Below are 14,681 nucleotides of genomic sequence, written 5' to 3'. Positions count from 1 at the left end.
CTGTCTCTATGTCCGTCTCACAGCAACCGTCCTCCGCTGGCACGGAACCCCGAAAACTGCGTGTGGTGATGGCGCAACTGGATTTCCTGGTGGGGGATATTCCGGGCAACACCCGGGCTGTGATCGAGGCAACAAAGAAGGCCCAGAAAGAACACCAGGCCGATATTGTGGTGTTTCCGGAGCTGTGCCTGACGGGCTACCCGCCAGAAGACCTGCTGCTGAGGCCCAGCCTGGAAGTGCGGGTGGGTGAGGCTCTGGATGCTCTCTGTCAGGCGAATCTCGAGCCTGCCATTGTGATCGGGGCGCCGATGCGCCAGGGCGGTCTGCTCTACAACTCGGCGGTCGTCATTGAAAGGGGGGATGTCTCGGGACGCTATTTCAAACGGTTCCCGCCGAATTACCAGGTCTTCGACGAGAAGCGGTATTTTGCCGAAGGACAGGAAACACTGGTCGTGCCTATCCATGGCATACAGGTGGGGATCACCGTCTGCGAGGATCTCTGGAGTGACGGGCCGGTGGAAGACGCCGCCGCTGCCGGAGCGCAGTTGATCCTGAACCTTAACGCGTCTCCCTATGATATTGACAAGCAGGTACGCCGCAAAGCGTTGCTGGAGCGCAAGTCCCGGGAAAACCGGGTGAGCATTGTATACGTGAACCTGGTCGGCGGGCAGGATGAACTGGTCTTCGATGGCGGCTCCATGGTGTTTGATCATTCCGGCCGGCTGGATGTGGAAGCGCCGCAGTTTGTAGAGGGCCTGTTCCCGGTGGATTTCCTGTGTGAACATCCGTGCCAGCCAGTCTCCCAACCCCTGCCTGAGGAGCCGTCGCTGGAGGCGAATGTGTACAACGCTCTCGTGCTTGGGGTGCGGGATTACGTCAACAAGAATGGCTTTAAATCCGTTGTCCTCGGGTTATCCGGTGGGATCGATTCCGCGGTGACGCTGGCGGTTGCGGCTGATGCCCTGGGGCCCGAGCGGGTCCGGGCGGTGATGATGCCGTTCCGCTACACCTCGGGAATGAGTCTCGAAGACGCCGAAGCGGAAGCGGTTGCCCTTGGAGTTCAGTATGACGTGTTCTCTATCGAGCCCATGTACGACGCGTTCATGGCGACTCTGGAGAAACCGTTTGAAGGCACAAGGCCGGATACCACCGAAGAGAACCTCCAGGCTCGGTTGAGGGGCGTGTTGCTGATGTCCCTGTCCAACAAGTTCGGGTCATTGGTGCTGACAACGGGTAACAAGAGCGAGATGGCCGTTGGCTATTCCACGCTCTACGGCGATATGGCGGGTGGTTTTGACGTGCTGAAGGATGTGCCCAAAACCCTGGTGTTCAGGCTTGCCAGGTACCGTAATACCGTGTCATCCGTCATCCCGGAACGCGTGATCACGCGCCCGCCGTCCGCGGAACTGGCGCCGGACCAGAAGGACGAGGATAGCCTGCCGGGCTACGATGTGCTGGATCAGATCCTGAATCTGTATGTGGAACGGGACTTCAGTGCGGACGCGATTGTCGCGGAGGGCTTTGACCGCACCGATGTGGAGCGGATCATCCGCCTGGTGGACATCAACGAATACAAGCGGCGTCAGGCGCCCATCGGGGTTCGCATTACCGAGCGGGGATTTGGCAAGGATCGTCGTTATCCGATCACCAACGGGTGGCGCAGCGGGAAATAGGGACGCAGGCCCTATTTCCCGGCCGGGATTACTCGTCTCCCATCAGGCCGAAGGTCACAACGCTTGAGAGAGAGCGGTCCTCTCGCTTCAGCAGGCTGGGTACAAATTCACCGTTGTCGTCAAACGCATTGCTGTCCGGGTAATTCTGCGAAAGCAGGGCGATGGCATCGTCGGCGGCCTTGTTCAGATCCATGAAGCGGAAGGTCTCTGCCAGGATAACCAGTGCCTCCTCAACGGACGGCGATGTGGAATAGTTTTCCACCACGTAGCGGGCGCGGTTGTTGGCGGCAATGTAGGCTTCCCGCTTGATGTAGTAACGGGCCGCATGGATTTCCAGTTCGGCCATGCGGTTGCGGATGGCGATCATGCGCTGACGTGCATCCGGTGCGTATTCGCTGTTCGGATAACGGTTCAGCAGATCAGAAAAATCACGGAACGCCTGGCGTTGCTCGCCCGGATCACGTGCGGCAACATCGATCGGGAAGTAGCGTGCGGCCAGGCCGATATCCAGGTTGTAGGAGGCCAGGCCCCGCATGTACATGGCATAGTCCGCGTGTTCGCTCTGCGGGTTCAGGCGCAGGAACCGGTCAGCTGCGGCTCGCGCACCCTCAAGATCCAGATTCTGGTAGCGTGCATAGATCAGGTCCATCTGGGCCTGCTCGGCATAGCGGCCGAATGGGTAGTAGGTTTCCAGAAAATCGAGATTCCGTTCTGCCTCGTTGAAATTGCCGGAGTTCATGGCCTGGCGGGCGTTCTCGTAATAGGTTTCTTCCGGCAGCACTTCTTCCTGTTTGTTGGAAGCACAGGCACTGATCAACAGCGCTGTGGTGGTCAGTAGCAATAATCGAACAACTGATCTCATGCCGGAATCCCGTATAATGACTGAAAGCGAATGATCGGCCATTGTAACGGGGAACCTTTGACTTGTGCAGTGGCTGGCCAATCTGATTGAAAATTTCTGACTGAAACGTAACACAACACCAATGGCCCCGGGGGCTTAATGTCTGCTGAAAACCGTATTACCGCTGCTTTTTCCGTTCCGCCGGAATTGAGTGACCGCCGCTTGGACCAGGCCGCGGCGGAGCTGATGCCGGAGCATTCCCGCTCGCGTCTTCAGGGCTGGATCAAAAGCGGCGCCTTGACCGTCAACGGAGAAAATCGCAAGCCACGGGACAAGGTGATGCTCGATGATCGCCTGGAGCTGGATGCCGAGCCGGAGGCGCAGGTGAGCTGGCAGGCGGAATCGATCACCCTCGATGTGGTCTACGAGGATGAGCATCTGCTGGTCATCAACAAACCGGCCGGGCTGGTGGTGCATCCTGCCGCGGGGCATGCAGACGGAACACTGGTCAATGCACTGCTTAATTACGCGCCGGAAGTGGAAAACCTGCCCCGGGCGGGCATCGTTCACCGTCTCGACAAGGATACCTCCGGCATCATGGTGGTGGCTCGCAGCCTGATTGCCCACACCTCCCTGGTGGGCCAGCTGCAGAGTCGCACCATGGGGCGTGAATACGAAGCCGTGGTGGTGGGCACCTTGACTGGCGGTGCCACCGTGGATGCGCCTATTGGTCGTCACCCCCGCGAGCGTAAGAAGATGGCCGTAGTGCCGACGGGCAAACCGGCGGTTACTCACTACCGGCTGGTGGAGCGATTTGCTGCCCACACCCATGTTCGCTGCAAACTGGAGAGTGGTCGTACCCACCAGATTCGTGTCCATATGGCCCATGTGAAGCATCCGTTGATCGGTGATCCGCTCTACGGCGGCCGGCTGCGATTGCCGAAAGGCACCACTGAAGAATTGCGGGAGGTGCTGGCGGCATTTCAGCGTCAGGCGCTGCATGCGCGCCAGTTGACCCTGGAGCATCCGGAAACCGGAGAGATTCTGACCTGGGAAGTGCCTTTGCCTGAGGATATGGAGCATCTGCTGGCCGCGCTGCGCCAGCACGTTAAGGATCTGGAGAGCGATGAATTCTGATATGCCTCTGATCAAGCCGGACTGGCCCGCGCCCGGGCGAGTCCGGGCGGTGTATTCCACGCGCCTCGGGGGAGTGAGTGAGGCGCCCTGGGATTCCTTCAATCTCGGTTCCCATGTGGGTGACGATCCTGCCCGGGTCCAGGAAAACCGACAGCGTCTGGCGACCATGGCGGGGATCGGGCCCGGTGACATTGGTTGGCTTGAGCAGGTTCACGGCACAGAGGTGGCTTCCCTGCCGGTTAACGGTGTTCCCCGGGCCGATGCCAGTTATACGCTTCAGGCTGGCCAGGCCTGTGTGATCATGACGGCGGATTGCCTGCCGGTATTGCTGTGCGATGAATCCGGCACACGGGTGGGTGCTGCCCACGCCGGTTGGCGCAGCCTGTGTGGTGGCGTGCTTGAAGCGCTGGTGGATGACATGGGCGGCAAGCCGACAGAATTGATGGCCTGGCTTGGCCCCGCCATCGGCCCGGAACACTTTGAGGTTGGCCCCGAAGTGCGGGAAGCTTTCCTGTGCCATGATCCGGCAGCGGCCAGCGCATTCTCGGAGGAAGGCGCACGGGCGGGGCACTTTATGGCGGACATCTATCTTCTGGCCCGGCAGCGTCTCGCTGAATGTGGGGTTCGTCAGGTCTACGGTGGAGATTTTTGCACCGTGTCAGAGCCACAACGCTTCTTTTCCTATCGTCGCGATGGACAGACCGGCCGCATGGCCAGCCTGATCTGGATAACCGATAATAGCTGACGCCCGTCAATTTTCTGACAGTTTCTGCCTGTCGCCGCTTGAAGTCCCCCCGGTTGCCCCTACATTTAATGTCAAAGCAAACAGGATGTCGGCAAAACGCCCGGGCATCCAGATACCGAATCGGGGAAAACAGATTATGCGAATCGACAAACTCACCAGCCGGCTGCAGACCGCTCTTGCGGATGCGCAGTCACTTGCGGTCGGCAAGGATCACAATTTTATCGAGCCCGTTCACCTGATGCAGGCGCTGCTGGATCAGGACTCCAGCTCGATCAAGCCGCTGTTGAAGCAGGTTGGCGTGGAGCCGGGCCGGGTTCGCCAGGCCATTGCCCGGGAGATTGAGCACCTGCCGGAGGTTCAGGGTTCTGCTGGTGACGTCTCCATGTCCAATGACATGGGGCGACTGTTCAACATCGCCGACAAGCTGGCGCAAAAACGCAAGGACCAGTTCATCTCCAGCGAGCTGATGTTGCTGGCCGCCCTGGAAGACCGCGGCACCCTCGGACGGATTCTGCGGGAGCAGGGCGTGGACAAGGCCGCCCTGGAAAAGGCCATTGATGAGGTTCGCGGTGGCGAGCCGGTGGACGACGCGGCCGCCGAGGAGAGCCGGCAGGCGCTGTCAAAGTACACCATTGACCTTACTGAACGCGCCGAAGCGGGCAAACTGGACCCGGTGATTGGTCGTGACGACGAGATTCGCCGCACCATTCAGGTCCTGCAGCGTCGTCGCAAGAACAACCCGGTGCTGATCGGCGAACCTGGCGTAGGTAAGACCGCCATTGTCGAGGGCCTGGCCCAGCGAATTGTGAATGGCGAAGTTCCGGATGGCCTGAAGGACAAAAAGGTACTGTCCCTGGATATGGGCTCACTGATTGCCGGCGCTAAGTTCCGGGGTGAGTTCGAGGAACGCCTGAAGGCGGTGCTGAATGAGCTGTCGAAGCAGGAAGGCCAGATCATTCTGTTCATCGATGAGATCCATACCGTGGTGGGCGCCGGCAAGGCGGAAGGTTCCATGGATGCGGGCAATATGCTCAAGCCGGCGTTGGCCCGGGGCGAGCTGCACTGCGTGGGCGCCACAACCCTGGACGAGTATCGCGAGAATATCGAGAAAGATGCTGCCCTGGAGCGCCGTTTCCAGAAAGTACTGGTCAGCGAGCCGAACGAAGAAGATACCATCGCCATCCTGCGTGGTCTGAAGGAACGTTACGAAGTTCACCACGGGGTCGAGGTGACCGACGGGGCGATTATTGCCGCTGCCAAGCTGTCCCATCGTTATATCGCCGATCGTCAGTTGCCGGACAAGGCGATTGATCTGGTGGACGAGGCGGCGAGCCAGATCCGTATGGAAATGGATTCCAAACCGGAAGCGCTGGACCGCCTGGAACGCCGCCTGATTCAGCTCAAGATCGAGCGGGAGGCGCTGAAAAAAGAAACCGATGCCGCCTCGAAAAAACGTCTGGAAGAGTTGTCGGATGTGATTTCAAAGGTTGAGCGTGAATACGCCGATCTGGAAGAGGTGTGGAACACCGAAAAGGCTGCGTTGCACGGTTCCCAGAAGATCAAGAGCCAGCTGGAGCAGGCCCGGATTGATCTGGAAAACGCCCGCCGCAGCGGTGATCTGGGGCGCATGTCCGAACTGCAATACGGCAGGATTCCGGAACTGGAGCGCCAGCTGGATATGGCCAGCCAGGCCGAGATGATGGAGATGAAACTGCTGCGCAACCGTGTGACGGACGAGGAAATTGCCGAGATTGTCTCCAAGTGGACGGGCATTCCCGTTTCCAAGATGCTGGAAGGCGAGCGCGACAAGCTGATGCGCATGGAAGAGGCGCTCCATGGCCGGGTGATTGGTCAGGAAGAGGCAGTGGAAGCGGTATCCAACGCGGTACGCCGTTCCCGCGCGGGGCTGTCGGATCCTAACCGGCCCAATGGTTCGTTTCTGTTTCTAGGTCCGACCGGTGTCGGTAAGACGGAGCTGTGCAAGGCGCTGGCCTCGTTCCTGTTCGATACCGAAGAGGCGATGGTGCGCATCGACATGTCGGAATTCATGGAGAAGCACTCCGTGGCCCGGCTGATTGGCGCGCCTCCGGGCTATGTCGGCTACGAAGAGGGCGGTTACCTGACCGAAGCGGTCCGTCGTCGTCCTTATTCGGTGCTGCTGCTCGATGAGGTTGAGAAAGCTCATCCGGATGTGTTCAACATCCTGTTGCAGGTACTGGAGGACGGTCGCCTGACCGATGGCCAGGGCAGAACGGTGGATTTTCGCAACACCGTTATCGTGATGACGTCGAACCTGGGGTCCGACATCATCCAGCAGAAAGCGGGTGAGGAAAACTATGAATCCATGAAGAATGCGGTGATGGAAGTTGTGGGCACGCATTTCCGTCCCGAGTTCATCAACCGCGTGGACGAAGTCGTGGTCTTCCATCCGCTGGCGGAGAGCCAGATTCAGGGGATTGCCAGGATCCAGGTCGAATCGCTCAGCCAGCGCCTGAAGGATCAGGATATGAAGCTGGAGCTGGACGATGCCGCCATGGAGCTGCTGGCGGAAGTGGGCTACGACCCGGTCTACGGTGCGCGGCCACTGAAGCGGGCGATTCAGCGGATGATCGAGAATCCGTTGGCGCAGCGCTTGCTGCAGGGAGAGTTTTTGCCCGGGGATACCATCCGGGGAACCGTGCAGGAGCACAAACTGGTTTTTGCCAAAGCCTGATCGTTGTGCAGTCCTGAAATCAGAAAGGGGGCGGTCAGTTTGATCGCCCCTTTTTATTCTCTTTGTTTAACGTTCGCCTTGGTCTTCGCCCTCGGCTCCGCAATTCTCGTCCGCGATTTCCTGGAACTTCTCGCGTTGCTCCTCTATTTCTTCCGGAGACAGGTAGCGTTGCTCTCCGTCCTCTTCAATGCGAATCCGGCTGTTGCGATCAAGGAGGTCCAGGTTGTTGCGGGCTGTCGAGCAATTGGCTTCCCGTTGTTTGCGGCGGGCTTCCTCCACGGCGGATTCTTCACGCTTACCGGCTTCATCCGCTTCACGTGCTTCAAGCTCATCCAGTTGTTCCTGGGGGCTCTGGCGTTGTTGGCCGCCCGAGGATTTCCCGGTGCGAACGCTGACCCGCTCTGACTGCTTGCCGGTTGGTTGTCGGTCGCCAAAGTGGGTTACGCCATTTTCGTCGGTCCACTTGTAGACGGAAGCGCCGGTGGCGGCAAATGGGGCAACGGCCAGAATGATGGCCAGTGTCAGGATTCTTTTGTTCATTGCTATACTCATCTCGCATTAGCCGTTTCGGGGCAGAACTGGGGCTGCTCCATTGTATTTCGGTGGTTTTATCATGCCATCCGCTGGCCGGTTTTTCTCTCGCCTGGTTCAAATACTCGAACAAAGTATGGCAGACCTGTTGCCAGTATGGGTATAGAATCAACGCGATGCTATTGACAGGGAGTTTCCCGCTGTCAAAATTACCGATTGCCTGAAGACAGGGGTCAATACGGCAGGCAATCCCGAGCGAGTATCCCCCGTTAATCACCACACTGAACGCGCCGCGCACAGGTCGCGGGATGGTTGTTGCTCATTTGCAACCGTCGATTGGCCGTTCTCCGCAACCCTCAGGAGGGCGGCTGGCCAGGAGACAACCTCTTAAAGGTAGTGTGGAGGAGCAGCCGGTGCCGCTTTCACAAGAAGCAGGCAGGCCGGGTATCCAGGCAACCGGGATTTTTCCCGGCTCATTCACTCGTAGAAGAGGGTAGAAAATCGTGGAGTTATTGTCTGGCGCCGATATGCTGATCCGGTCCCTTCAAGATGAGGGTATCGAATACATATACGGCTATCCGGGTGGTGCAGCCCTTCATATTTATGATGCGCTGTTCAGGCAGGACAAAGTCAAGCATATTCTGGTTCGGCACGAACAGGCCGCGGTCCATATGGCCGACGGTTATGCTCGCGCAACCGGAAAACCAGGTACCGTACTGGTGACCTCGGGTCCTGGAGCCACCAACACTATTACCGGCATTGCCACTGCGTTCATGGATTCCATCCCCATGGTGGTTCTGTGCGGTCAGGTTGCATCCACCCTGATAGGTGAGGATGCATTCCAGGAAACCGATATGATCGGTGTCTCCCGTCCTGTGGTAAAACACAACCTGAGCGTACGTCACCCCGAGGAAATTCCCGAGGTGATTCGCAAGGCATACTACATTGCTTCGACTGGCCGTCCCGGTCCGGTTGTGGTGGATATCCCCAAGGATATGACCACGCCGAATGAGCGTTACGAGTACGTTTTCCCCAAGAAGGTCAAGCTGCGTTCCTACAATCCTGCGATCCGTGGCCATGCCGGGCAGATCAAGAAGGCTGTGGACATGCTGCTGGCGGCCAAGCGTCCGATCATCTATGCGGGTGGCGGCGTTATTCTGGGCAAGGCCTCTGGTCAGTTGACCGAGCTGGTGCGCATGCTGGGTCATCCCATCACCAACACCCTGATGGGTATCGGGTGTTACCCGGCCTCTGACAAGCAGCATCTGGGCTGGTTGGGTATGCATGGCACCTATGAGTCCAATATGGCGATGCACCATTCGGATCTGATCCTCTGTGTGGGTGCGCGCTTCGATGACCGTGTTACCAACGCCACCGAGAAATTCTGTCCCGGGGCGCGGATTGTCCACATCGACATTGATCCGGCTTCCATCTCCAAGACCATTGATGCGGATGTGCCTATCGTGGGGCCGGTCGATGCGGTGCTCAAAGAGATGATCTCGCTCGTCAAGGAAAGCAAGGAAAAGCCCGATGCGGATGCCCTTGCGTCCTGGTGGAAGCAGATTGAAGAGTGGCGCGCCTTCCATGGCATGCGTTATGAAACCAGTCCGGACGTGATCAAGCCGCAGGAAGTGATTGAAACGTTGTGCCGGCTGACCAAGGGTGAAGCGTTTGTCACCTCCGACGTGGGGCAGCACCAGATGTTCGCGGCCCAGTACTACAAGTTTGACAAGCCCAACCGCTGGATCAACTCCGGTGGCCTGGGGACCATGGGCTTTGGCTTGCCGGCGGCTATGGGGGTCAAGCTGACTCATCCGGACGACGAGGTGCTCTGTATCACCGGTGAAGGCAGTATCCAGATGAACATTCAGGAGCTGTCCACCTGTAATCAGTACAATCTGCCGGTGAAGATCATTAACCTCAACAACCAGGCCCTGGGCATGGTCAAGCAATGGCAGGACATGAACTACGAGTCCCGCCATTCCCAGTCCTACATGGAATCCCTGCCGGACTTCGTCAAGCTGGCGGAAGCCTATGGCCACGTGGGAGTCCGGATCGACCGTAAGGAAGACCTGGAAACCAAGCTGAAAGAAGTGTTGGCCATGAAGGACAAGCTGGTATTCGTGGATATTTACGTGGATCGGTTTGAGCACGTGTATCCGATGCAGGTGGCTCGTGGTTCCATGAAAGACATGTGGCTCAGCAAGACGGAGAGGGTGTGATCATGCGTCGAATCATTTCTGTTTTGCTTGAGAACGAGCCAGGGGCGCTGTCGCGGGTTGTGGGTCTGTTTTCCCAGCGCAACTACAACATCGAGACCCTTACGGTGGCCCCGACCGAGGACGAGACCCTGTCTCGTCTGACCGTCACCACCACGGGGTCGGACAAGGTTATCGAGCAGATCACCAAACAGTTGAACAAGCTGATCGAGGTGGTAAAGCTGGTGGACCTGACTGAAGGCTCTCACATTGAGCGCGAGTTGATGTTGGTCAAGCTCAAGGCCACGGGATCCCAGCGTGCTGAGATCAAGCGCACCGTTGATATTTTCCGTGGTCAGATCGTGGACGTGACCAGTTCGGTCTATACGGTTCAGCTGGCGGGTGACAGCGAGAAGCTGGATGGTTTCATTCAGGCGGTGGGCACGTCAGGCGTGCTTGAGGTTGTTCGTACCGGTGTATCCGGTATCGCCCGCGGCGAAAAGGTGCTGAGTCTCTGACCGGTACCCGTTCATTTTTAAATCATGACCCCGGAAGCGGGGTCGTTACAATACAGAGGTTATCCCATGCAGGTTTATTACGATAAGGATTGCGATCTTTCTCTCATCCAGGGCAAGAAAGTGGCCATCATCGGTTTCGGTTCCCAGGGCCATGCCCACGCGTGCAACCTGAAAGAGTCCGGCGTTGACGTCACCGTTGGTCTGCGCCCCGGTTCTTCTTCCATTGCCAAGGCGGAAGCCTACGGCCTGAAGACCAGCGATGTACCGTCTGCCGTTGCCGCCGCTGACGTGGTGATGGTCCTGACTCCTGACGAGTTCCAGGCTCAGCTGTACGCCGCGGAAATCGAGCCGAACCTGAAGCAGGGCGCTACCCTGGCATTTGCTCATGGCTTCGCTATCCACTATAACCAGATTGTTCCGCGCAAGGATCTGGACGTCATCATGGTCGCTCCTAAAGCGCCGGGCCACACCGTTCGCACCGAGTTCACCCGTGGCGGCGGCATTCCTGACCTGATCGCGATCTTCCAGGACGCTTCCGGTACCGCCAAGAACCTGGCCCTGTCCTACGCCAGCGGAATCGGCGGCGGTCGTACCGGCATCATCGAAACCACCTTCAAGGATGAGACTGAAACCGATCTGTTCGGTGAGCAGGCAGTTCTGTGTGGCGGTGCAGTTGAGCTGGTTAAAGCGGGCTTCGAGACTCTGACTGAAGCCGGTTACGCGCCGGAAATGGCCTACTTCGAGTGTCTGCATGAGCTCAAGTTGATCGTTGACCTGATGTACGAAGGCGGCATCGCCAACATGAACTACTCCATCTCCAACAACGCGGAGTATGGTGAGTACGTGACCGGGCCAGAAGTAATCAACGAGCAGTCCCGCGAAGCCATGCGCAACGCACTGAAGCGCATCCAGAGTGGTGAGTACGCGAAGATGTTCATCTCCGAAGGGGCTCTGAACTACCCGTCCATGACGGCCCGTCGTCGTCAGAATGCGGCCCATGAGATTGAAACCGTTGGTGAGAAGTTGCGCGGTATGATGCCGTGGATCACCGCGAACAAGATCGTGGACAAGGACAAGAACTAAATCGGGTTTCCGGTAAGTTCTGAAAACGCGGCCCGGGTGGCCGCGTTTTTCGTATATACTCCGCATAAATGCTTTCCGGAGTGAGTGGAATGACTGAAGACAGGAAAATCCCGGAATCGAAAGAATCCGAAAAGGCCGGCAAACCTTCCAATGCCTCCTCGGTGAATGAGTTCGAGCCGGGTGAGGTTGTAGAGGAAGAGCTTGTGGAGGGCGCACCGGTGAGGCGCAAAGGCATTTATCTATTGCCGAATGCGTTGACGACTGCGTCATTGTTTTCGGGTTTCTATGCGATTGTGTCCGCTGCCAATGGCATGTTCGATAATGCCGCGATTGCGATTTTCGTCTCCATGATACTGGACGGTCTGGACGGTCGGGTTGCCAGAATGACCAACACCCAGAGCAAGTTTGGTGAGGAGTACGACAGCCTGGCGGATATGGTGGCCTTTGGCGTGGCGCCCGGACTGGTCGCGTTCTTTTGGTCGCTTAATGAGTTGGGTCAGGTCGGTTGGGCAATAACCTTTATCTACGTGGCCGGGGCTGCTCTGCGCCTGGCGCGGTTCAACACGCAGATTGGTTCCGTAGACAAGAAGTTCTTTGTCGGGTTGCCGAGTCCGGCTGCTGCGGCGTGTTTGGCCGGGCTGGTGTGGTGCTTCCATGATGTGGATCCGGCCACGTGGCTGACGCTCATGACGATCGTAGTAGTCGGCGGCAGTGGTGTGCTGATGGTCAGCAATATCCTGTATCGCAGCTTCAAGGATCTGGACCTGCGGGGTCGGGTGCCTTTCGCGGCGATCTTGCTGGTAGTGCTGATCTTTGTGGTGGTCGCTCTGGATCCTGCCACCGTACTCTTTACCGGGTTCCTGGTTTATGGGTTGTCCGGTCCCTTTCTGGCGCTGACGCGCAAAGCCCGCCGAAAGTCAGGCGGCGCCGCCTGAGTGGGCATCTTCTGGCCCGAGTGATCGGGCCGGAAATCCCGGGGATACGGCCTGTTCTGTTGGTTGATTGATCAGTTTGGGCGTATTCTGAGCAAGTGGGTAGGGGGAAACCGAAATATCTCCCAAATAGTTTGAAAAGCTCGTTGACACCTCGCCTGAGCTCTGTAGAATGCGCATCTCTTTCGAGGGGTAAGCCACTTAGGCGGCTCCGGATTCGGAAGGCAACTGTTTGAAAGTATTGAAGAAAGCGAGTTTCAAATTTCTTCAGAAAGCAGTTGACAAGGTGGCGGTTCAGTGTAGAATGCGCGCCTCGATACAGCAGTAAGCCGGTTCATTTTTCGGCGGTTTCCGGAGACGGAGACAACGAGAAATAAACGGTTGACAAGGCGGCGGAGCGATGTAGAATACGCCACCTTGATCGGGCAAGCCCCGAACGCTCTTTAAAAAGTTAACCAAGTAATTCGTGTGGGCGCTGGCCGAGGTATTTCGGATACGAAATATCAGGACAGTGACTCGTCGAAATTGAGTTTTGTCTTGAGCAAGAATAGAGAATCTTCGGATTCTTGTATGATTTAAACTGAAGAGTTTGATCATGGCTCAGATTGAACGCTGGCGGCAGGCTTAACACATGCAAGTCGAGCGGTAACAGGGGGAGCTTGCTCCCCGCTGACGAGCGGCGGACGGGTGAGTAATGCTTAGGAAACTGCCCAGTAGTGGGGGATAGCCCGGGGAAACCCGGATTAATACCGCGTACGCCCTTCGGGGGAAAGCAGGGGATCTTCGGACCTTGCGCTATTGGATGTGCCTAAGTCGGATTAGCTAGTTGGTGGGGTAAGAGCCTACCAAGGCGACGATCCGTAGCTGGTCTGAGAGGATGATCAGCCACATCGGGACTGAGACACGGCCCGAACTCCTACGGGAGGCAGCAGTGGGGAATATTGGACAATGGGGGCAACCCTGATCCAGCCATGCCGCGTGTGTGAAGAAGGCTTTCGGGTTGTAAAGCACTTTCAGTGAGGAGGAAAACCTTATGGCTAATACCCATGAGGCTTGACGTTACTCACAGAAGAAGCACCGGCTAACTCCGTGCCAGCAGCCGCGGTAATACGGAGGGTGCAAGCGTTAATCGGAATTACTGGGCGTAAAGCGCGCGTAGGTGGTTTGATAAGCGAGATGTGAAAGCCCCGGGCTTAACCTGGGAACGGCATTTCGAACTGTCAGGCTCGAGTGTGGTAGAGGGTAGTGGAATTTCCTGTGTAGCGGTGAAATGCGTAGATATAGGAAGGAACACCAGTGGCGAAGGCGGCTACCTGGACCAACACTGACACTGAGGTGCGAAAGCGTGGGGAGCAAACAGGATTAGATACCCTGGTAGTCCACGCCGTAAACGATGTCTACTAGCCGTTGGGACTCTTGAAGTCTTAGTGGCGCAGCTAACGCACTAAGTAGACCGCCTGGGGAGTACGGCCGCAAGGTTAAAACTCAAATGAATTGACGGGGGCCCGCACAAGCGGTGGAGCATGTGGTTTAATTCGACGCAACGCGAAGAACCTTACCTGGCCTTGACATGCAGAGAACTTTCCAGAGATGGATTGGTGCCTTCGGGAACTCTGACACAGGTGCTGCATGGCCGTCGTCAGCTCGTGTCGTGAGATGTTGGGTTAAGTCCCGTAACGAGCGCAACCCCTATCCCTAGTTGCTAGCAGTTCGGCTGAGAACTCTAGGGAGACTGCCGGTGACAAACCGGAGGAAGGTGGGGATGACGTCAGGTCATCATGGCCCTTACGGCCAGGGCTACACACGTGCTACAATGGTGCGCACAGAGGGCTGCAAACCCGCGAGGGGGAGCTAATCTCACAAAACGCATCGTAGTCCGGATCGGAGTCTGCAACTCGACTCCGTGAAGTCGGAATCGCTAGTAATCGTGAATCAGAATGTCACGGTGAATACGTTCCCGGGCCTTGTACACACCGCCCGTCACACCATGGGAGTGGATTGCACCAGAAGTGGTTAGTCTAACCTTCGGGAGGACGATCACCACGGTGTGGTTCATGACTGGGGTGAAGTCGTAACAAGGTAGCCGTAGGGGAACCTGCGGCTGGATCACCTCCTTAAACGAAGCCGAATGCTTCGGTCAGAGTCCACACGAATTACTTGGTTGGCTAATAAAGAGAGCAAAAGGGTCTTTCGGACCCGACTTGGCTTGTTGTAGGACAAGCAAAACCGGGTCTGTAGCTCAGGTGGTTAGAGCGCACCCCTGATAAGGGTGAGGTCGGTGGTTCAAGTCCACCCAGACCCACCAGAATT

10 protein-coding genes, 1 tRNA gene and 1 rRNA gene are annotated in these 14,681 nt (G+C 57.4%); 10 read left to right on the top strand and 2 right to left on the bottom strand.

Going from position 1 to position 14,681, the window contains the following annotated elements:
• Positions 1–8 precede the first annotated feature (8 nt).
• Positions 9–1,673, top strand: coding sequence for an NAD+ synthase (locus tag ACJO3M_RS09740; RefSeq protein ID WP_407001202.1), 1,665 nt, complete (start codon positions 9–11; stop codon positions 1,671–1,673).
• A 28-nt stretch (positions 1,674–1,701) separates the two neighbouring features.
• Here the strand turns inward: ACJO3M_RS09740 and ACJO3M_RS09735 are convergent, their stop codons facing one another.
• Positions 1,702–2,535, bottom strand: coding sequence for an outer membrane protein assembly factor BamD (locus ACJO3M_RS09735; RefSeq protein ID WP_406988068.1), 834 nt, complete (start codon positions 2,533–2,535; stop codon positions 1,702–1,704).
• 138 nt (positions 2,536–2,673) lie between these two features.
• On the opposite strand from ACJO3M_RS09735, the gene rluD reads away from it, so the two are divergent.
• The 3 genes from rluD (at position 2,674) to clpB (ending at position 7,109) form a co-directional block, all read left to right on the top strand.
• On the top strand, positions 2,674–3,651 hold the full coding sequence (gene rluD, locus ACJO3M_RS09730) for a 23S rRNA pseudouridine(1911/1915/1917) synthase RluD (protein WP_407001201.1): 978 nt from the start codon (positions 2,674–2,676) through the stop codon (positions 3,649–3,651).
• Positions 3,641–4,396: a peptidoglycan editing factor PgeF gene (gene pgeF / locus ACJO3M_RS09725; protein WP_407001200.1), complete on the top strand. Its 756-nt coding sequence runs from the start codon at positions 3,641–3,643 to the stop codon at positions 4,394–4,396. The genes rluD and pgeF overlap by 11 nt, the downstream gene beginning before the upstream one ends.
• Before the next feature lie 136 nt (positions 4,397–4,532).
• Positions 4,533–7,109: an ATP-dependent chaperone ClpB gene (clpB, locus tag ACJO3M_RS09720; protein ID WP_407001199.1), complete on the top strand. Its 2,577-nt coding sequence runs from the start codon at positions 4,533–4,535 to the stop codon at positions 7,107–7,109.
• 66 nt (positions 7,110–7,175) lie between these two features.
• Here the strand turns inward: clpB and ACJO3M_RS09715 are convergent, their stop codons facing one another.
• Entirely contained in the window at positions 7,176–7,649 is a 474-nt protein-coding gene (locus ACJO3M_RS09715; RefSeq protein WP_407001198.1) for a DUF4124 domain-containing protein, read from the bottom strand.
• Positions 7,650–8,143: 494 nt separating this feature from the next.
• Between ACJO3M_RS09715 and ACJO3M_RS09710 the strand changes: the two genes are divergently transcribed.
• From ACJO3M_RS09710 to ACJO3M_RS09685, 6 genes are all read left to right on the top strand, one after another.
• Positions 8,144–9,862 (top strand): acetolactate synthase 3 large subunit, encoded by a 1,719-nt coding sequence (locus ACJO3M_RS09710; RefSeq protein WP_406988062.1) that lies wholly within the window; start codon positions 8,144–8,146, stop codon positions 9,860–9,862.
• A 2-nt stretch (positions 9,863–9,864) separates the two neighbouring features.
• Positions 9,865–10,356, top strand: coding sequence for an acetolactate synthase small subunit (gene ilvN, locus ACJO3M_RS09705; RefSeq protein ID WP_070970156.1), 492 nt, complete (start codon positions 9,865–9,867; stop codon positions 10,354–10,356).
• 66 nt (positions 10,357–10,422) lie between these two features.
• Positions 10,423–11,439, top strand: coding sequence for a ketol-acid reductoisomerase (ilvC, locus tag ACJO3M_RS09700; RefSeq protein ID WP_407001196.1), 1,017 nt, complete (start codon positions 10,423–10,425; stop codon positions 11,437–11,439).
• An 89-nt stretch (positions 11,440–11,528) separates the two neighbouring features.
• Entirely contained in the window at positions 11,529–12,374 is an 846-nt protein-coding gene (pssA, locus tag ACJO3M_RS09695) for a CDP-diacylglycerol--serine O-phosphatidyltransferase (RefSeq protein WP_407001194.1), read from the top strand.
• Positions 12,375–12,948: 574 nt separating this feature from the next.
• A 16S ribosomal RNA gene (locus ACJO3M_RS09690) occupies positions 12,949–14,488 on the top strand.
• A gap of 111 nt (positions 14,489–14,599) precedes the next feature.
• Positions 14,600–14,676 (top strand) — tRNA-Ile (locus ACJO3M_RS09685).
• Positions 14,677–14,681: the final 5 nt, after the last annotated feature.

The sequence above is a fragment of the Marinobacter alkalisoli genome (genome assembly GCF_045449795.1).
Classification (GTDB): Bacteria; Pseudomonadota; Gammaproteobacteria; order Pseudomonadales; family Oleiphilaceae; genus Marinobacter.
This window is presented reverse-complemented; position numbering and strand designations above follow the sequence as displayed.